The organism is Pseudomonas sp. PSE14 (assembly GCF_029203285.1).
In the GTDB taxonomy this organism is placed as follows: domain Bacteria; phylum Pseudomonadota; class Gammaproteobacteria; order Pseudomonadales; family Pseudomonadaceae; genus Pseudomonas.
Genome location: NZ_CP115669.1, coordinates 599,348 through 616,887 on the forward strand (window position 1 = coordinate 599,348; position 17,540 = coordinate 616,887).

Here is a 17,540-nt window from a genome sequence, read left to right on the forward strand (position 1 = left end):
GGGCGCGGGCGGGCCAGGGAGGTGCCGCCCGCGTACCGGCAAGGGACGCTGCCGCGAAGGGCGGGCGTCCGCGACGAACAGATCGCGACTGACCACCCCAGGCGGCCGAAGGCTCGGCGACCACGGAGGGCACGTCGCCAGGAGGACCTTCATGAAGCAACACCCGAACCGCGCCTCGCGGCCCGTCACCCTCGCCCGAGCGGAGGTGCGCCGTGGCTGATATCGCCGACTACGCCAACGACCTGGTGCTCGACCGCATCGAGGACCTGCTGCTCAGCCGCCGGCCGGCGGTGGCCGTCAGCTCCGCCGAGTCCTGCGAGGACTGCGGCGACGACATCCCGCCGGCGCGACGCCTGGCCGCGCCCGGCTGCACCCGCTGCATCGACTGCCAGGCACTGGATGAACTGGAGCGGCGGCACTGAGCCGCCTCGGGAGAAACGCCGTGATCAAACCCATCGACGAAATGCTCAAGCTCTGGGCCGAAGAGATGCACAACCCTGGCAGCGCCGGTGGCGGCTACGCCGGCGGCAACCTGCTGGCAATGATGATCGCCAACAAGGGCGAGATGGTGCGCGGCACGCGGGGCAGCCGGGTGATCCTCGACCGTGTCGCCGAGCTGGACCTGATCATCAACCAACTGCCCGACGAGCAGAAGGACGTGGTCACCGAGCACTACCTCAACCGCGACAGCGAGGCGTCGCAGAAGTACCGGCACTGCCGCTGCAGCCGCAATACCTTCTACCTGCGTTTGCACGTGGCGCACCAGAGCATCCAGTCGCGGCTGATGCGCCGCGCCGCCTGAATCTTTCCCGCCCTCCGAAGCCCGGCCCAGTGCTGGGCTTCGTGCTTTTCGCGTGCAGTGTTGCGCTATGCTCGCGCTCCATGAAAACGCCTATCCTCATTCGCCGCGCCGAACCCGTCGATGCCGATGCCATCCTGCGCATCCTTGGCGAAACCTACGAAGCCACCTGGAAGCCCGCGTTGACTGCCGAAGCCATCGAGCGCTTCGAGTCTTCCGCGCACACCGCCGCCTATGTGCGCGAGCGCCTACCGTTATTCCATGTCGCCTGTATCGATGACGAGGTCGTCGGCCTGCTCGACTGGCGCGACGACTTCATCGATGCGTTGCATGTCTCTGTGCAGCGGCAGCGCCTGGGGATCGGCGCGGCACTGCTGAGTCATGCCGAAGCTGAGATCGCCAGGGCGGGGTATCTCCAGGTTCGACTGGAAACGGACACCTTCAACAACCAGGCGCGCGCCTTCTATGGCAAGCACGGCTACGCGGAAGTCGATTTCTACCCCGACGAGGAGTGGCACAGCGGCTTCACGACGGTGCTGATGATCAAGGCACTCTGAAATTTCCGAAGCCGGATTTCCGCGTTTCGACTGCACATTCCGGTTCGTCATCCACCTATTGCCGTGCATTCCCCAACAAGCCTTGTTCCGGCGGGAATCGGGGGGTACAAAGTAGTCATTCTTGTAAAGGTGCGTCCCCAGGGAGCACAACGCGAAACCCCGAAAAGCCCGGCCACTGAGCCGGGCTTTTTCATGCCCGCGTTTTTCTGATCCGCCGTGGCGGCGGGTGGCCGGCGAGCACGTCGGCAGTCATCCCCGGTTGGCTGATAGCCGCCGGTTTCGCCCGTTCGCGGGCGTCTTTATCCAAGGTGAGCCAATGGGCAACGAACCTCAGACCCTGGCCGACGTGCCTTTGTGGGGGCTGATCTTGCTCGCTGTCGCGGGCGGCATCAGCGGTGAAATGTGGCGCGCCGACAAGGCGGGCCTGGGCGGCTGGCGATTGCTGCGGCGACTGGCGCTACGCTCCGGCGCCTCCATCGTCTGCGGCATGGCCGTGATGTTCCTGGCCATGGCCTGCGGCGCCTCGCTGACGCTGGCCGCCGCCATCGGCAGCTTGACTGCGGCGGCCGGCGCGGAGATCGCCGTCGGCCTCTACGAACGCTGGGCGGCGAAGCGCCTGGGCGTGTGCGAACTACCGCCGAGCGAGCGCGGGCAAGAGTGAAGCTGCAAGGAGACGACATGTCGGAACAACCTTTGACCCTGGCGCTACTGCTCGACACGGTGGAGCAGACGCTGACCGCGCGCCTGACCGAGATCGGCACCTTCCTGCGCGGCCCTTTGCGCAGCGTACCAGTGACGCTCCCTGCGTTGGCGCTGGAGTGTGCCGGCCTGCTGCCGGGACAGGACCCCGGCAATGGCCAGACGGCCCTGATCTGCCAGATGCAGGCGCGCGTCCTGGTGGAGCGTGACGACGAAGCCGAAGCCCTGGCGCTGCGCAACGTCGCTGCGCTGACCATCCTGCTGCGCGCGCAGAACTGGGGGCTGGAACTGGAGCCGGTGAGCTTCATCCAGGCGCAGCCGGAGACTGACGATCCGGCGTTGGCGGCGTGCCGCGTCTGGTTGGTCGAATGGCGGCAGCCGGTGCTGCTGGGCGAGACCGAGTGGCTGTGGGAAGACCAGCCGCCGGGCAGCCTCAGGCTCGGTTTCGATCCCGAAATCGGTCCCGGCCACGAGGACGATTACTTCGATCCGGGAGCCCTGCAATGAACCAGGACTACGTGAGCGCCGAGCACGACCGCATGCTGGCCGCGCTGGTCATGCCCTGCGAAGTGGTGGCGGTGGACCTGGCGGCGGCGCGGGTGCGCGTGCGCTCCGGCGAATGGACCAGCGCCTGGGTGCGCTGGCACGCCCAGGCGGCGGGTGCCGCGCGCCACTGGCGAGCGCCGAGCCTGGGCGAGCAGGGCGTGCTGCTCAGCCCGTCCGGCATGGCAGCCATGGGCACCTTCGTGCCCGGTCTGTTCGGTGCGGCAGCGGCGGCACCGAGCAATCGTGGCGAAGTGGAGAGCTGGCATTTCCCCGACGGCGCGGTGCTGAGCTACGACTGGCAGGCGCACCGCTACGACCTGCAACTGCCGGCCGGCAGCGCCACGGTGAAGGTCGGCGGCACCCAGGTGGTGATCGACCCCGGTGCCGTGAGCGTCACCGCCGCGAGCATCCAGCTGAGCGGGCCGGTGAGCATCAAGGGCGCGCTGACAGTGAACGGCAACATCAGCAGCACCGGCTCGATCATGGACACCGCCGGCAACAGCAACCACCACACCCACTGACGCCTTTCCACTTTCAACCCGGCCCGCCCTGCGCGGGCCTTTGCATTTCTGGAGAACTGCCATGGGCAAACAATCCTGTGCGCACCCCGAGCGGCGGAGGGCATGGCCATGATCGGCATGGATCGACGCAACGGCCAGCCGCTCAGCGGCCTGGCGCACCTCAAGCAATCCATCGAGGACATCCTTGGCACACCGCTGGGCAGCCGGCGCATGCGTCCCGAGTACGGCAGCCGCCTGCGGCGCATGGTCGACTTGCCGGTGACCGAAGGCTGGAAGGGCGCCGTGCAGGCTGAAGTTGCCCGCGCCATCGGCCGCTGGGAACCGCGCCTGCGCCTGAGTTCGGTGCAGGTGACGGCGGTGATGGGCGGCAGCGTTTCGCTGCGCTTGCGCGGCATCTACCTGGGCGACGAAGTCGGCCTGGAGGTGGCGGCATGAGCCTCATCGACCTGTCTCAACTGCCCGCCCCGGAAGTGGTGGAGGACCTCAACTACGAGAGTCTCTACGAGGAGCTGCTGGCGGACTTTCGCCGTGCCATGGGCGAGGGCTGGAACGCCGCGCTGGAGTCCGATCCGGTGGTCAAGCTGCTGGAACTGGCGGCCTATCGGGAGCTGCTGCTGCGCGCCCGGATCAACGACGCCGCCCGTGCGGTGATGCTGGGTTATGCGACCCAGGGTGACCTTGACCAACTGGCCGCTGGCTACAACGTGAAACGCCTGGTGATCCAGGAGGCGGATGCCACGACCTCGCCACCGACTCCGGCCGTGCTGGAAGGCGACGATTCGCTGCGCAACCGCACCCAACTGGCTTTCGACCAGCTTTCCGTCGCCGGCCCGCGCAATGCCTATGTTGCCTTCGCGCTCGGCGCCGACGGGCGCATCGCCGATGTCTCGGCGATCAGCCCGCAGCCGTGCGAGGCGCTGGTCAGCGTGCTGTCCTCCGAGGGCAATGGCGCCGCCTCGGAAGAGTTGCTTCAGGCGGTGCGCAGTGCGCTGAACGATGAAGATGTGCGCCCGGTGGGCGACCGTCTCACGGTGCAGTCCGCCGCTATCGTGCCGTACCAGGTCGACGCGGTGCTCTACATCTACCCGGGCCCGGAAGCCGAGTTGATCCAGCAGGCCGCCGAGGCCTCGTTGCAGACCTACATCGCCACCCAGCGCCGCATCGGCCGCGACATCCGCCGCAGCGCGCTGTTCGCCGCCCTGCATGTGGAAGGCGTGCAGCGTGTCGAACTGGCCAAGCCGGCGGCCGACGTGGTGCTCGACGCCACCCAGGCGGCGTACTGCAGCGGCTACCAGATCCGTGTGGGAGGTTCGGATGAGTAGCCGCCTGCTGCCGATCAACTCGACGCCGCTGGAGCGCGCGCTGGCTGACGTGCAGGTCGGCGATCTGCCTGTGCCGCTGCGCGAGCTCATGGACCCGCAGCGCTGCCCGGTGGTGTTGTTGCCGTACCTCGCCTGGGCCTGGTCGGTGGACCGCTGGGACCCGGCCTGGAGCGAGACGGTGAAGCGCAAGGCGGTGGCCGCGGCGTTCCGCATCCACCAGCACAAGGGAACCATCGCCGCACTGCGGCGGGTGATCGAGCCGCTGGGCTACCTGATCGAGATCATCGAGTGGTGGCAGGGCACGCCCATGGGCGAACCGGGAACCTTCCGCCTGCGCATCGGCGTGCTCGACAGCGGCATCAGCGAGGAAATGTACCAGGAGGTGGAGCGCCTCATCGAAGACGCCAAACCGCTCACGCGGCACCTCATCGGGCTGGATATCAGCCTGGAATCCCAGGGGCGGATCAACGTCGGCTCCGGGCAATACGACGGCGACATCGTCACCGTCTATCCCTACCTCCCGGATGTGATCGAAACACTCGGCAGCTACGGCTTGCCGGGACGGGAGCACACCATCGATAGCTTGAGCGTCTACCCATGGCCGTAACCTACTACGCACTCCTCACCACGATCGGTGCCGGCAAGCTGGCGAATGCCACCGCGCTGGGCACCACCCTGAAAATCACCCAGCTCGCCGTGGGCGACGGCGGCGGCAACGTGCCGACCCCCGACGCCAGCCGTACGGCACTGGTCAACGAAGTGCGCCGGGCGCCGCTGAACCAGCTCAGCATCGACCCGGCCAACAGCGCGCAGATCATCGCCGAGCAGGTCATCCCCGAAGAAGTCGGCGGCTGGTGGATCCGCGAGATGGGCCTGTACGACGAGGCCGGCGCGCTGATCGCCTACGCCAACTGCGCGCCCTCCTATAAACCGCAACTGGCCGAAGGCAGCGGCCGCACCCAGACCGTGCGCATCGTGCTGATCGTCAGCAATGCGGCATCGGTGGAATTGAAGATCGATCCGAGTGTGGTGCTGGCGACTCGGGAGTACGTGGACAACTCCATCGTCACCGCGCTGAATCGCCTGGACTACAAGCAGTCGGTGCGTGCGGCGACTACCGCCAGCATCACCCTGAGCGGATTGCAGACGCTGGATGGTGTTGCATTGGCGGCGGGTGACCGCGTTCTGGTGAAGAACCAGAGCAATGCAGTGGACAACGGCTTGTATGTCGTCGCCGCCAATGCCTGGAAGCGCGCTACAGATGCAGATGAGAGCAGTGAGGTGACGCCAGGGCTGACGGTTACCGTGGAGAGCGGTACTGCACAGGCGGATAGCGTTTGGCAGTTAGTGACCGATGGGGCAGTTGTTCTTGGTACCACGGCGCTGTTGTTCCAGAACATTACCAATGGTTTGGCGAGGCTGGTGTCACCAGCCTTCACTGGAGATCCAAAGGCGCCCACTCCAGTCCAGTTCGACAATGACACTTCGCTTGCAACGACTGAGTTTGTGCAGCGAGCATTGGGCTCGTTCGCCGGTTACGGAGTGATTGTTGCTTCAAGAACTATGACCGCGGCTGATGTCGGCAAGGCATTGTACGTGGGCGTAAATAATCTCACCTTCACGATGCCGACGCCCAATAGCCTCGGGCTACCTCTTGGAGCATCTGTCACGATTTTCACGACAGGGGAGTCGCTGAGCATTGTCCCGGGAGCGGGCGCTACGATAAATCATATCTCCATGGGTGGAACTGCCTTAATCAGGGTCGCGTTTGGGCAGAGTATTACTCTGGTAGCAGTTACTAGCACAACGTGGCAGAGCTTGCAGTCGACTTGTGGGCTAGGGAGCAACGCTGATTTTGTATCGAACCAACAAAGCAACGGTTACCAGAAGTTGCCTGGTGGTTTGATTATTCAGTGGGGCATGGCAAACGTTGCAGCGAATAACGTACCGACAGATCAAACTTTGCCCATTGCATGGCCCAACGGAATGCTGCAGGCGACCGCAAGTTGGGTAGCAACCTCTCCACCGAATGGATCGATTGGCACTGCGGCGCCCGATAAAACGAAGATTTCGCTATTCAACAGTTATTCTTCAGCCGCGCTTAACGTGCGCTGGATAGCGATCGGATATTGAGGAGAGAAATCCATGTATTACTCGAAAGCTACCGGCGGGTTCTATTCTGGCGACATCCACGGCGCGGCCATTCCGTCGGATGCTGTTGAAATTACTGTTGAAGAACGCAATGCGCTCCTGGTCGGTCAGTCGAGCGGATTGCGCATTGAGGCGGATGAGCACGGTCGGCCGACCCTCCGTTCGCCTCTTGTGGACACCAGTCCCGAACGTTATGCCCGCGACATCGCGGTTCGCCGTTACCAGGCAGAAACCGCCGGCCTGAAAGTAGGCGGACTGGCCATTTCTACTGATCGAGAGAGCCAGGGTCTGGTTACCGGCGCTGCTGTGGCCTCAATGCTCTCCCCGGATTATGTGTGTCAGTGGAAGACTGAGGCAGGCTTCGTTGATCTGGATGCAAAGCAAATCCTCAGCATCGCCAGCGCCATACGCGCTCACGTGCAGGTCTGCTTCGATCGCGAGGCCGAACTGCTTGCCCATCTGGAAAACGGGACCTTCGCTCAGACGATGCTCAACGAGGGTTGGCCCACCTGACACAACACCCGTATCCCCGCCCATCGCACCCGCGACCAGGGCACACCCAACCGCCTCCCGGCGGTTTTTTTATGTCTGGAGAAAACCCTATGAGCTTCTTTCACGGCGTCACCGTGACCAATGTCGACGTCGGCGCGCGCACCATTGCGCTGCCGTCGTCCTCGATCATCGGTCTGGTGGATACCTTCACCCCCGAGGCCACGCTGACCGCAAAAGCGGACGTGCCGGTGCTGCTGACCAGCCTGCGTGAAGCGGCCGCCGCCTTCGGTACCGCGTCGGCGATCTACAAGTCCTGCACCGCGATCTTCACCCAGTCCGCCGCGGTGGTTGTGGCGGTCGGCGTGGCCAAGGTGGAGGATGCCGCGCAGCTGACTTCCGCCATCATCGGCACGGTCACCGAGGCCGGCCAGCGTACCGGCCTGCAGGCGCTGCTCGACGGCAAGTCGCGCTTCAACGCCCAGCCCCGTCTGCTGGTCGCGCCGAAGCATTCTGCCACCCAGGCGGTGGCCACCGCCATGGGTGCGCTGGCCGACAAGTTGCGCGCCATCGCCATCGTCGACGGCCCCAACACCACCGACGAAGCGGCCATCGCCTACGCCGGCGAGTTCGGCAGCAAGCGCATCTACCTGGTCGATCCGGGCGTGCAGTACTGGGACACCGCCAGCAGCGCCACCGTCGATGCGCCGGTTTCGGCCAACGCCGCCGCGCTGTTCGCCTGGACCGACAGCCAGTACGGCTTCTGGTCCTCGCCGTCGAACAAGGAGCTGCTCGGCATCACCGGTACCGGCCGCCCCATCGAGTTCCTCGACGGCGACGAGACCTGCCGCGCCAACCTGCTCAACAACGCCAGCATCACCACCATCATCCGTGACGACGGCTACCGCCTGTGGGGCAACCGCACTCTCTCCAGCGACGCCAAATGGGCCTTCGTGACCCGCGTGCGGACCATGGACATGGTGATGGACGCCATCCTCGCCGGGCACAAGTGGGCGGTCGACCGCGGCATCACCAAGACCTACGTGAAAGACGTCACCGAGGGCCTGCAGGCCTTCATGCGCGACCTGAAGAACCAGGGCGCGGTGATCGACTTCGAGGTCTACGCCGACCCGGAACTCAACACTGCCAGCCAACTGGCCCAGGGCAAGGTGTACTGGAACATCCGCTTCACCGACGTACCGCCTGCCGAGAACCCCAACTTCCGCGTCGAGGTGACCGATCAGTGGCTCACCGAAGTTCTGGACGCAGCCTAAGGAGACCTATCGATGATTCCGCAGATCCTCACCAACACCAATCTCTTCGTCGACGGCGTGAGCTTCGCCGGTGACGTGCCGTCCCTGACCCTGCCGACCCTCAAGGTCAAGACCCAGGAGTACCGTGCCGGCGGCATGGATGCGCCGGTCCTGCTCGATGTCGGCCTGGAGGCGATGGAAGCCAAGTTCACCACCAACGGCGCGCGCCGCGAGGCCATGAAGTTCTTCGGCCTGAGCGACCAGGGCGCCTTCAACGGCACCTTCCGCGGCTCCTTCAAGACCCAGAAGGGCGGCACCGTGCCGGTGGTCGCCACCGTTCGCGGCCTGCTCAAGGAGATCAACCCGGGCGACTGGAAGGCCGGCGACCTGGCCGCCTGCACCTACAGCGTGGCGGTCTCCTACTACAAGCTGGAAGTCGAAGGCCGCGAGATGTTCGAGATCGACCCGGCCAACTCGGTGCGCAAGATCGACGGCGTCGACCAGCTCGCCGCCATGCGTAACGACCTGGGCGTCTGAGGAGAACCCTGATGCAAGACTCCGTCAAACAGCCCGCGTGGCTGAGCCTGTCCGAGGACACGGCGGTGGTGAAGCTGTCCCGCCCGACCTCCTGCAACGGCGTCGAGGTCGACGCTCTCACCCTGCGCGCGCCGACGGTGCGTGACATTCGCCTGGCCAGCAAGGTGGCCAGCGACGACGAGGAGCGCGAGCTGCAGCTGTTCGCCTCGCTGCTGCAGGTCAGCCGCCAGGACCTGGAGGGGCTGAAGCTCAGCGATTACCAGCGCCTGCAGCACGCCTACTTTCGCCTGGTGCGAGAGGACGGCGATGAGCTTCGCACTGATGCGCCAGCTGGCGCGGCGACTGGCGACTGAGTCGGGCTTCACGGCCGGCGAACTGGAGCGCATGACCCTCAGCGACCTGCGTTGGTGGCTGGGGAATGAGGTGGGCTAGTTCGCCCTGAAGGGAGCGTCGGGTAACCGGCGCTCCTTTGTCGTCAAAGGGGCAAGTGAAATGAATATGAGTGAGAAGCCGGAACTGGCGATAGGCGCAATCGTGGGTCTGGGCAGCACGCTCGGGAGGGTGGTCGGGGATGCCGCCACGCGCCTGGGCACCCTCGTCGGTTGGCTGGACCCGCGCCTGCCGCTGATGACGCTGGCGAATGAAGTCGAGGTCGTCCAGGACAACCAGGACATCCGCCATCGCGCCAGCGAGCGCAATGCGGGCGAAACGCGGTTGGCGTTGCGGCGGATCATCGACCTGCTGGCGTTGCGGCCGTTGGACATTCGCCTGCCAAAAATCACAGTCAGTATGGCGCCGGCTGCGAGCGCGCCGGCGAACGATTGGCAGCGCCTGGAGACGGCGACCAAGTCTCTGTTTGAATTGAACTCAGTCGGCGACGTTCTGCGCTCCTCGGTCGGCACGACCCTCGCGTTCCGCGGGCGGCTGATGCAAGTGCGCGAGGCAGCGGGGCAGCCATACGATCCGACTGCTGAAGCTGCGCTGAGCGACCGGGTGGTACAGGCGGGACACGACGCCGCGATGCCGCGTGACAAGGTGCTGGATCTCGCGCAAGCCATGGTCGAGCGCAAGATCCCGCTGAGCGACGTGGCCGCGATGCTGCCGGTGGCGGCGAAGTTTGCCCAGGGCCAGGGCGTGTCGACGGAAACTGCGGCCCAGCTGGTCAGTGAGCTGCAGCAGAAGGGCGGCATTAACAACGCGGCGGATCTGGCGCGTGCGCTGAGTGCGGTGGCCTGGCGCGGTCAGAAAGAAGCTCCGTCGGTAGAGCTGTTCAGCCGTGATCTGCTCACTGGGTTGACCACGATCCGGACGGGCGATGCGCAGAAGGTCGAGAGTTTGCTTCAGTCCCGACAAGCCCTTGCTGCCGCGCATGCCGATCTGTTGCAGCAAGGTGTGGAGAAACGTCGCGAGTCGCCGCTGGGCCAGTTGGAGCAGAAAGAACAGTTGATCAGCGGCGCGATGCTGCAGATCGGCGATGCGTTACTCAAGAGCAATGATTTCCTGCTGACCGCGGCGGCGGTGATGGGTGGTGGATTGCTGGCGGTGAAGTCGGCCATCGGTATCAAGCAGTTCGCCCAGGACGCTAGGGGATTGCTGCCCGGGAACTGGGGCAAGCGTGATGTCCAGGACGTCTTCGTCACCAACTGGCCAGCTGGCAGCTTCGGCGATGTGCCTGATCGCAGTCCGAGGGGCAAAGGCAAGGGGAAGTCCGGTGGCAAGACCAGGCCGGAGGGCACCGGCAAGAGTTCACGCGGTAGCATCCTCCAACGTGCGCGATCCACGCTGGGACGCGCCGCCAGTGCCGCTTCCGGATGGATTGGGAGGACTGCGCAGACGGTTCGTTCTTCGCGGGGCGGGCGCGTGGCGGGCGGTATGTTGCGCCGTGGTGCGAGCCTGGCAAGAACGGTTGGCACCTCCGGTGTCGGGCGGGCGGTGGGCGGCCTGGCGCGGGGTGCGGGCACCGCACTGAGGCGTTTCGGACCGGTCAACGCAGCGCTGGCAATTACCGATGTCGCTTCCATCTACAACAGCAATCAGTCGCCACAAGAAAAGGCAGTCGGCTATGGCAAGGCGGGCGGCTCGGCCATCGGTGCGGCTGCTGGTGCTGCGCTGGGCACATTAATCCCGATCCCAGTGGTCGGTACGTTGGTGGGCGGCGCCATCGGAGCGAGCGTGGGCGAGTGGATCGGCGGCAAGGCCGGCGCTCTGCTCGGCCCGTCCGACAACGCTCCGAAACCGCCGCCCGCTGCGCCGCAACCCGCAGCTCCGGCCGCTGCAACACCCGTTGCCAGTGGCCCGCCCAACTGGACCTTCTCGCCGCAGGTCAGCATCAACGTGGCGGGCAATATCGTTAACCCACAGCAACTGCTGGACGAGTTGATCCCGACCCTGCGTCGCCTGATCGGCGAAGCCCAGCAGGAACGTCAGCGCAATGCGCTGTTCGATACCGTCGTCGTGTAAGGAGGCCGCATGACCTATCTGGAACAGTTCCATGCCGGCCTCGACAAGATCGCCGGCGCCGCCACGGCTGCCCGGCGCGACCTGGGGCAGGTCGCTGAGCCGCTGGACAAGGCCATGCTGCACATCCGCAGTGGCGTCTCCGCGCTCGAGGGCTTGCCCGGCGTGACAGCCGAGGCGGCGGCCAAGCTCAAGCGCGTCACCGACGGCGTCCTGCGCGCCCAGGGCAAGCTGCAGAACGTGGTGAACAAGGCCCAGCGCGAGCAGGAAAAGCTGCAGCAGGACATCGACAAGGCCAAGCGCGTCGCTACCGAGGTGAACGAGCGGGTGAAGAAGCTGGGCGAGGAGGTCAGTCGCGCCGGGCAGGCGGTGAACAAGGTCCTGGGCAAGATCGACCCGCGCCTGGGCGACATCCTGCCGACCTCGGTGCTGGCGCCCAAGCTCGATCCCTCCGAGCAGATGTGCAAGGTACCGCAGCACCTGTTGATCATGACGCCGCTGAAGTCGACCGAGCACACCTACTACTTCAACGTCGACACCACCGGCTTCCAACGCCTGACGCGCACCAGCAGCTACGCCTGGAGGGACCAGGCGCGGCTGGGGCGGCGCAGCGCTCAGCAGAGCGTCGGCCTGGGCCCGGAAACCCTCACGCTCAGTGGCGTGGTGATGCCGCTGTTCATCCGCGCCGGCGATACCGCTCAGCGGGTCGGTTGGAACCAGCCGCGCACGCTGCGGGATATCGCGGCGCTGCGCGAACCGGTCCACCTCGGCACGGGCCGTGGCGACGACCTGGGCAACTGGTGCCTGACCAAGATCACGGAGACGCAGGAGGCGCTGTTCGCCAATGGCGTACCGCGTCAGCAAACCCTCGACCTGGAGTTCACCCGCTATGGCGACGACGATAGTCAGAAGCGCTGATGGCGACCTGCTGGACCGCCTGTGCTACCAGCGCTATGGCCACCTCAATGGCTGCGTGGAGGCCGTGCTCGATGCCAACCCTGGACTCGCCGACGAACCGCAACCGCTGCGAGCGGGAGTGATCATCCACTTGCCGGAACTGGCCGCGCCGGCTGACCAGAGCGTGCGCCTGTGGGAGTGACCACGGTTGATCGCTTCCACAACCAGGCCCCGCTTCGGCGGGGCCTTTTCATTCAGGGGGGCTTATGAAACCAGTCTTTCGCATCAGCGCCGACGGTGCGGACATCACCCCGCTGGTCAGTGACCGGCTGATCGAGCTGCAGCTGACCGACAAACCCGGCCTGGAGTCGGACACCTTCCAGATCACCATCGACGACCGCGACGGCGCGGTGATCCTGCCGCGTCGCGGGGCCGCGCTGGAAGTCTTCCTCGGCTACGACGGTGCTCCGCTCACGCGTATGGGCCGCTATGTGGTGGATACGCTGACCTATAGCGGCACGCCGGACAACCTGGTGATCAAGGGCAAGAGCGGTGACATGCGCGGACAAGGCAAGGCCAGCCGTTGCGGCCACTGGGAGGGCGCCAGCCTGGCGAGCGTCGTGGCGGATATCGCGGCGCGCAATGGCTGGCGGGCGGCGTGCAGTGTCGAGACGGTGATCGCGCGTATCGATCAGATCCGCGAGTCGGACTTCAATTTCATCACCCGCCTGGCGCGGCTGTACGACTGCACCGCGAAGCTGGCCAACAACAGCCTGCTGGTGCAGCCGCGTCAGTCCGGCCGCAGCGCCAGTGGCCAAGTGCTGGAGATACCGGTGCTGGGGCGTGGTGATGTCAGCGCCTTCCGCTTCACCCTGGACGATCGCAAGGTGGTGGCGGCGGTGAAGGTGCCTTATCGCGGCGCCGATGGCGTGCAGAGGCAGGTGCGCGTGGCCAACCCGGACGCTCCATCGAAGGTTGCCGCCGAGCATTGTGATCGCCACCCGCAGCCGGACGAAGCGGCGGCCCGGCGTGTCGCCGCCGCACGGTTGGCCGAATTCAATCGCAACAGTGCTGAAGTGCAGCTGGACTTGCCCGGCCGCGCCGATCTGTTCGCCGAGCTGACTGTTGACCTGCAAGGTTTCAAGGCGGGGCTCGATGGGCGCTACCTGATTGACTCGGTCACCCAGCATTACTCTGCCGGCGGCTGGACCACCACGGTGAAATGCAACGGCGGGGCGCAGGGGAAAGGCAAGGCAGGGGAGGGTGGCTGATATGCAAATCGACGAACGCCAGCTGCTGCTGATCCTGCCCAACGCTCGCCCTGTCGCGGGCGTTTTTCTTCCGGCACTCGACGCCGCCATGGGGGAATTCGGAATCGACGCGCCGCCTCGTGCTGCCGCCTTCCTCGCCCAGATCGGCCATGAGAGTGCACAGCTGAGCCGTTGCGTGGAGAGCCTGACCTACAGTGCTCAACGTCTGGCGGCCGTCTGGCCTCGACGTTTTCGCAGCGCCGATGGCTCGCCCACGGCGCTGGCGCGTGAGATCGCCTACCAGCCCGAACGCATTGCGAACATCGTCTACGCCGGGCGCAATGGCAATGGGGACGAAGCTTCCGGCGATGGCTGGCGCTTTCGCGGGCGTGGGTTGCTGCAGGTGACTGGGCGGAGCAATTACCGGGCGGTCGGCGAGGGACTCGCGCAACCCTTTGTCGCGCGCCCGCAGTTGCTTGGCGAACCGCGCTGGGCCTGCCGGTCCGCCGCCTGGTGGTGGCAGCGCCACGGCCTGAACGAGTTGGCCGACAGTGGGCGCTTCGAGGAAATCACTCGCACGATCAACGGCGGGTTGAATGGGCTCGAGGAACGCACGCGGTTGTGGCTGCGGGCACAGGAGGTGCTGGGATGAGTCGCATCAGGCTGGCGCTGGGCGTTGCGGGCATTCTGCTCAGCGGCTATGTCGGCGGTTGGCTGATGGCTCGTTTCTATGGTGGGCAACTGGAACGCTTGCGCCTGGAGCAGGTGCGCTGCAGCGATGCCGGAAAGGCGCTGGAAGCGCAGCTGGCGCTGCAGAACGGGCAGATAGATGCGCTGGAACGGGCCGCTCGCCAGCGCGCGGAGTCCGCCGAGCGCGCCCTGGCTCAAGCTCGCGAGCAGGCGGAAAGCCACGAAGCCGCTGCCAGCCGGCTTCTGCTGGAACGCAGCCAGGGCGAGGAGTGCGCCGTGGTGCGTCAGCTGATCGACCGGGAGCTAACGCCATGAAGCTGCCGCTGCTCGCCCTGCTGCTATCTATTGCCGGCTGCACAAGCACCGTGCCCCAGCCGGTGGAAGTTCGTGTTCCCGTCCCGGTACCGTGCCAGACGCCATCCATCGAGCTCCCCCGATTCGTCACCGCCGACCTGCGCCCGGCGGACGATCTGCAAACCAAGGTACGGGCGTTGCTGGCCGAACGTCAGCAGCACCTGGCCTACGAAACCCGCCTGCGCGCCGCGCTCGATGCGTGCCGCTGAACCTTCCTACCTTCGTCGGCAGGGGCGCCGTGCGTATTGCGCTGGCGCCCGGCCTTGGGCTACTGTTCGGCCATTGCTAGGCGAGACCGCAACCGTGATCCACCGCAGCCGCATCATTACCTCCCTCCTCAAGGCATTCGCCCGTTGGCGCTGGCGCGCCTGATTCCTTCTTTCCCGGCATGACGCCGGTCTCTTCTTACGCGTCCATTCCCTCCATCCGCTGGCATAATTGCCAGATTCGCGCAGCCCGCAGGGCCGCATCGGGTGTCGACGATGGCGCGATCCGAAAGCAGTGCAATCATTGAGGTTCGAGCAGACATGCTGCTGATGATCGATAACTACGATTCCTTCACCTACAACCTGGTGCAGTATTTCGCCGAGTTGAAGGCCGACATCCACGTCATTCGCAATGACGAACTGAGCGTCGACGAGATCGCCGCGCTCAACCCCGAACGCATCGTCCTGTCCCCCGGCCCGTGCACGCCGAACGAGGCGGGCGTGTCCCTGGAAGTCATCGAACGCTTCGCCGGCAAGCTGCCGCTGCTGGGCGTGTGCCTGGGCCACCAGTCCATCGGCCAGGCCTTCGGCGGTGATGTGGTGCGCGCCCGCCAGGTTATGCACGGCAAGGTCAGCCCGGTGTTCCACAAGGACCAGGGCGTGTTCGCCGGCCTGAACAACCCGCTGACCCAGACCCGCTACCACTCGCTGGTGGTCAAGCGCGAGACGCTGCCCGACTGCCTGGAGATCACCGCCTGGACGGCGCTGGAAGACGGCTCGGTCGACGAGATCATGGGCCTGCGCCACAAGACGCTGAACGTCGAGGGCGTGCAGTTCCACCCTGAGTCGATCCTTTCCGAACAGGGCCACGAAATGCTGGCCAACTTCCTCAAGCAGACCGGCGGGGTGCGCGCATGAATATCAAGGAAGCCCTCAACCGCGTGGTCAACCAGCTGGACCTGACCACCGAGGAAATGCAGGACGTCATGCGCGAGATCATGACCGGGCAGTGCACCGACGCGCAGATTGGCGCCTTCCTCATGGGCATGCGCATGAAGAGCGAGACCATCGACGAGATCGTCGGCGCCGTGGCCGTGATGCGCGAGCTGGCCGACCAGGTCGAGCTGGACAGCTTGAAGCACGTGGTCGACGTGGTCGGCACCGGCGGCGACGGCGCGAACATCTTCAACGTGTCCTCGGCGGCGGCCTTCGTGGTCGCCGCAGCGGGCGGCAAGGTCGCCAAGCACGGTAACCGTGCGGTCTCCGGCAAGAGCGGCAGCGCCGACCTGCTGGAGGCCGCCGGCATCTATCTGGACCTAAAACCGGTCCAGGTGAAGCGCTGCATCGAGACCGTCGGCGTCGGCTTCATGTTCGCCCAGGTCCACCACAAGGCCATGAAGCATGCCGCCGGCCCGCGCCGCGAGCTGGGCCTGCGTACCCTGTTCAACATGCTCGGCCCGCTGACCAACCCGGCGGGCGTGAAGCACCAGGTGGTCGGCGTGTTCAGCCAGGCGCTGTGCCGCCCGCTGGCCGAAGTGCTCAAGCGCCTGGGCAGCGAGCACATCCTGGTGGTGCATTCCCGCGATGGCCTGGACGAATTCAGCCTGGCCGCGCCGACCCACGTTGCCGAACTGAAGGACGGCGTGGTCACCGAATACGAAGTGCAGCCCGAAGACTTCGGCATCAAGAGTCAGAGCCTGATCGGCCTGACCGTGGACAGCCCGCAGCAATCCCTGGAGCTGATCCGCGATGCCCTCGGTCGTCGCAAGACCGAGGCCGGGCAGAAAGCTGCCGAACTGATCGTGCTCAACGCTGGTGCCGCGCTCTACGCCGCAGACCTGGCCACCAGCCTGCACGAAGGCATGCAATTGGCCCACGACGCCCTGCACACGGGGTTGGCGCGGGAAAAAATGGAAGAGCTGGCGGCCTTCACCGCCGTTTACCGAGAGGAGAATGCACAGTGAGTGTGCCGACGGTTCTGCAGAAGATCCTGGCCCGCAAGGCCGAAGAAGTCGCCGAACGCCGCACCCGCGTGAGCATCGCCGAGCTGGAGCAGCTGGCGCGAGCCGCGGAAGCACCGCGCGGTTTCGCCAATGCCCTGCTGGAGCGCGCCAAGCATCGCGAGCCGGCAGTGATCGCCGAGGTGAAGAAGGCTTCGCCGAGCAAGGGCATCATTCGCGAGAACTTCGACCCTGCCGATATCGCCCGAAGCTACGAAGAGGGTGGCGCTACCTGCCTTTCGGTGTTGACCGATATCGACTTCTTCCTCGGCAGCGACGCTTACCTCAAGGAAGCCCGAGCGGCCTGCAAGCTGCCGGTGATTCGCAAGGACTTCATGATCGACCCGTACCAGGTGGTGGAAGCCCGTGCCATTGGCGCCGACTGCATCCTGCTGATCGTCTCGGCGCTGGATGACGTGCGCATGGCCGAGCTGGCCTCGGTGGCCAAGGACGTCGGCCTCGACGTGCTGGTGGAAGTGCACGATGCGCTTGAACTGGAGCGTGCGCTGAAGACCTTGGACACCCCGCTGGTCGGTATCAACAACCGCAACCTGCACACCTTCGAGGTGAGCCTGGAGACCACCCTGGACCTGCTGCCGGAAATCCCGCGCGAGCGCATGGTGATCACCGAGAGCGGCATCCTCAACCGCGCCGACGTCGAGCTGATGGAAGTCAGCGACGTGTTCGGCTTCCTGGTCGGCGAAGCCTTCATGCGTGCCGAGGAGCCGGGTACCGAGCTCAAGCGCCTGTTCTTCCCCGAACACAGCAAGGTCAAGCTGGGCTCCGACCCGGATTGATCGTTCCTGCGAACA

General features: G+C 65.5%; 24 protein-coding genes. All 24 read left to right on the forward strand.

Going from position 1 to position 17,540, the window contains the following annotated elements; genetic code table 11:
• The first annotated feature begins 212 nt into the window (after positions 1–212).
• The 24 genes from O6P39_RS02720 (at position 213) to trpC (ending at position 17,525) form a co-directional block, all read left to right on the forward strand.
• The gene (locus O6P39_RS02720) at positions 213–422 is read left to right on the forward strand and encodes a TraR/DksA C4-type zinc finger protein (protein WP_275609940.1); all 210 of its coding nucleotides are present in this window, start codon (positions 213–215) and stop codon (positions 420–422) included.
• A gap of 20 nt (positions 423–442) precedes the next feature.
• The gene (locus O6P39_RS02725; protein WP_275609941.1) at positions 443–802 is read left to right on the forward strand and encodes a hypothetical protein; all 360 of its coding nucleotides are present in this window, start codon (positions 443–445) and stop codon (positions 800–802) included.
• Positions 803–882: 80 nt separating this feature from the next.
• Positions 883–1,356, forward strand: a complete 474-nt coding sequence (locus tag O6P39_RS02730; RefSeq protein ID WP_275609942.1) for a GNAT family N-acetyltransferase — start codon at positions 883–885, stop codon at positions 1,354–1,356.
• Between the two features lie 316 nt (positions 1,357–1,672).
• Complete coding sequence (locus O6P39_RS02735) at positions 1,673–2,017, forward strand: phage holin family protein (RefSeq protein ID WP_024763586.1); 345 nt, start codon at positions 1,673–1,675, stop codon at positions 2,015–2,017.
• A 17-nt stretch (positions 2,018–2,034) separates the two neighbouring features.
• Complete coding sequence (locus O6P39_RS02740) at positions 2,035–2,562, forward strand: hypothetical protein (protein ID WP_275609943.1); 528 nt, start codon at positions 2,035–2,037, stop codon at positions 2,560–2,562.
• On the forward strand, positions 2,559–3,122 hold the full coding sequence (locus O6P39_RS02745; protein ID WP_275609944.1) for a phage baseplate assembly protein V: 564 nt from the start codon (positions 2,559–2,561) through the stop codon (positions 3,120–3,122). Before O6P39_RS02740 ends, O6P39_RS02745 begins: the two co-directional genes overlap by 4 nt.
• Before the next feature lie 108 nt (positions 3,123–3,230).
• Positions 3,231–3,557: a GPW/gp25 family protein gene (locus O6P39_RS02750; protein WP_169942377.1), complete on the forward strand. Its 327-nt coding sequence runs from the start codon at positions 3,231–3,233 to the stop codon at positions 3,555–3,557.
• Positions 3,554–4,444, forward strand: a complete 891-nt coding sequence (locus tag O6P39_RS02755; RefSeq protein ID WP_275609945.1) for a baseplate J/gp47 family protein — start codon at positions 3,554–3,556, stop codon at positions 4,442–4,444. Before O6P39_RS02750 ends, O6P39_RS02755 begins: the two co-directional genes overlap by 4 nt.
• Positions 4,437–5,051 carry a phage tail protein I gene (locus O6P39_RS02760; RefSeq protein ID WP_275609946.1) on the forward strand — a complete coding sequence of 205 codons (615 nt, stop codon included), beginning with the start codon at positions 4,437–4,439 and terminating at the stop codon, positions 5,049–5,051. Before O6P39_RS02755 ends, O6P39_RS02760 begins: the two co-directional genes overlap by 8 nt.
• Entirely contained in the window at positions 5,042–6,577 is a 1,536-nt protein-coding gene (locus O6P39_RS02765; protein ID WP_275609947.1) for a phage tail protein, read from the forward strand. Before O6P39_RS02760 ends, O6P39_RS02765 begins: the two co-directional genes overlap by 10 nt.
• Before the next feature lie 12 nt (positions 6,578–6,589).
• Positions 6,590–7,108, forward strand: coding sequence for a DUF4376 domain-containing protein (locus O6P39_RS02770; RefSeq protein WP_275609948.1), 519 nt, complete (start codon positions 6,590–6,592; stop codon positions 7,106–7,108).
• Positions 7,109–7,197: 89 nt separating this feature from the next.
• Positions 7,198–8,358, forward strand: a complete 1,161-nt coding sequence (locus O6P39_RS02775) for a phage tail sheath family protein (RefSeq protein ID WP_275609949.1) — start codon at positions 7,198–7,200, stop codon at positions 8,356–8,358.
• A gap of 12 nt (positions 8,359–8,370) precedes the next feature.
• A complete protein-coding gene (locus O6P39_RS02780) occupies positions 8,371–8,874 on the forward strand; it encodes a phage major tail tube protein (RefSeq protein ID WP_081520768.1) in 504 nt (167 codons plus the stop codon).
• An 11-nt stretch (positions 8,875–8,885) separates the two neighbouring features.
• Positions 8,886–9,227, forward strand: coding sequence for a phage tail assembly protein (locus O6P39_RS02785; RefSeq protein ID WP_275609950.1), 342 nt, complete (start codon positions 8,886–8,888; stop codon positions 9,225–9,227).
• A gap of 139 nt (positions 9,228–9,366) precedes the next feature.
• Positions 9,367–11,334, forward strand: coding sequence for a glycine zipper domain-containing protein (locus O6P39_RS02790; RefSeq protein ID WP_275609951.1), 1,968 nt, complete (start codon positions 9,367–9,369; stop codon positions 11,332–11,334).
• Positions 11,335–11,343: 9 nt separating this feature from the next.
• On the forward strand, positions 11,344–12,249 hold the full coding sequence (locus O6P39_RS02795) for a phage tail protein (RefSeq protein ID WP_275609952.1): 906 nt from the start codon (positions 11,344–11,346) through the stop codon (positions 12,247–12,249).
• A complete protein-coding gene (locus O6P39_RS02800) occupies positions 12,221–12,430 on the forward strand; it encodes a tail protein X (protein WP_275609953.1) in 210 nt (69 codons plus the stop codon). The genes O6P39_RS02795 and O6P39_RS02800 overlap by 29 nt, the downstream gene beginning before the upstream one ends.
• 64 nt (positions 12,431–12,494) lie before the next feature.
• A complete protein-coding gene (locus tag O6P39_RS02805; protein ID WP_275609954.1) occupies positions 12,495–13,499 on the forward strand; it encodes a contractile injection system protein, VgrG/Pvc8 family in 1,005 nt (334 codons plus the stop codon).
• A 1-nt stretch (position 13,500) separates the two neighbouring features.
• Complete coding sequence (locus tag O6P39_RS02810; protein ID WP_275609955.1) at positions 13,501–14,130, forward strand: glycoside hydrolase family 19 protein; 630 nt, start codon at positions 13,501–13,503, stop codon at positions 14,128–14,130.
• Entirely contained in the window at positions 14,127–14,483 is a 357-nt protein-coding gene (locus O6P39_RS02815) for a hypothetical protein (RefSeq protein WP_275609956.1), read from the forward strand. The genes O6P39_RS02810 and O6P39_RS02815 overlap by 4 nt, the downstream gene beginning before the upstream one ends.
• Positions 14,480–14,731 (forward strand): hypothetical protein, encoded by a 252-nt coding sequence (locus tag O6P39_RS02820; protein WP_275609957.1) that lies wholly within the window; start codon positions 14,480–14,482, stop codon positions 14,729–14,731. The genes O6P39_RS02815 and O6P39_RS02820 overlap by 4 nt, the downstream gene beginning before the upstream one ends.
• 318 nt (positions 14,732–15,049) lie before the next feature.
• A complete protein-coding gene (locus tag O6P39_RS02825) occupies positions 15,050–15,646 on the forward strand; it encodes an aminodeoxychorismate/anthranilate synthase component II (protein ID WP_081520759.1) in 597 nt (198 codons plus the stop codon).
• Positions 15,643–16,692: an anthranilate phosphoribosyltransferase gene (trpD, locus tag O6P39_RS02830; RefSeq protein WP_275609958.1), complete on the forward strand. Its 1,050-nt coding sequence runs from the start codon at positions 15,643–15,645 to the stop codon at positions 16,690–16,692. The genes O6P39_RS02825 and trpD overlap by 4 nt, the downstream gene beginning before the upstream one ends.
• Positions 16,689–17,525 (forward strand): indole-3-glycerol phosphate synthase TrpC, encoded by an 837-nt coding sequence (gene trpC, locus O6P39_RS02835; RefSeq protein ID WP_275609959.1) that lies wholly within the window; start codon positions 16,689–16,691, stop codon positions 17,523–17,525. The genes trpD and trpC overlap by 4 nt, the downstream gene beginning before the upstream one ends.
• Positions 17,526–17,540: the final 15 nt, after the last annotated feature.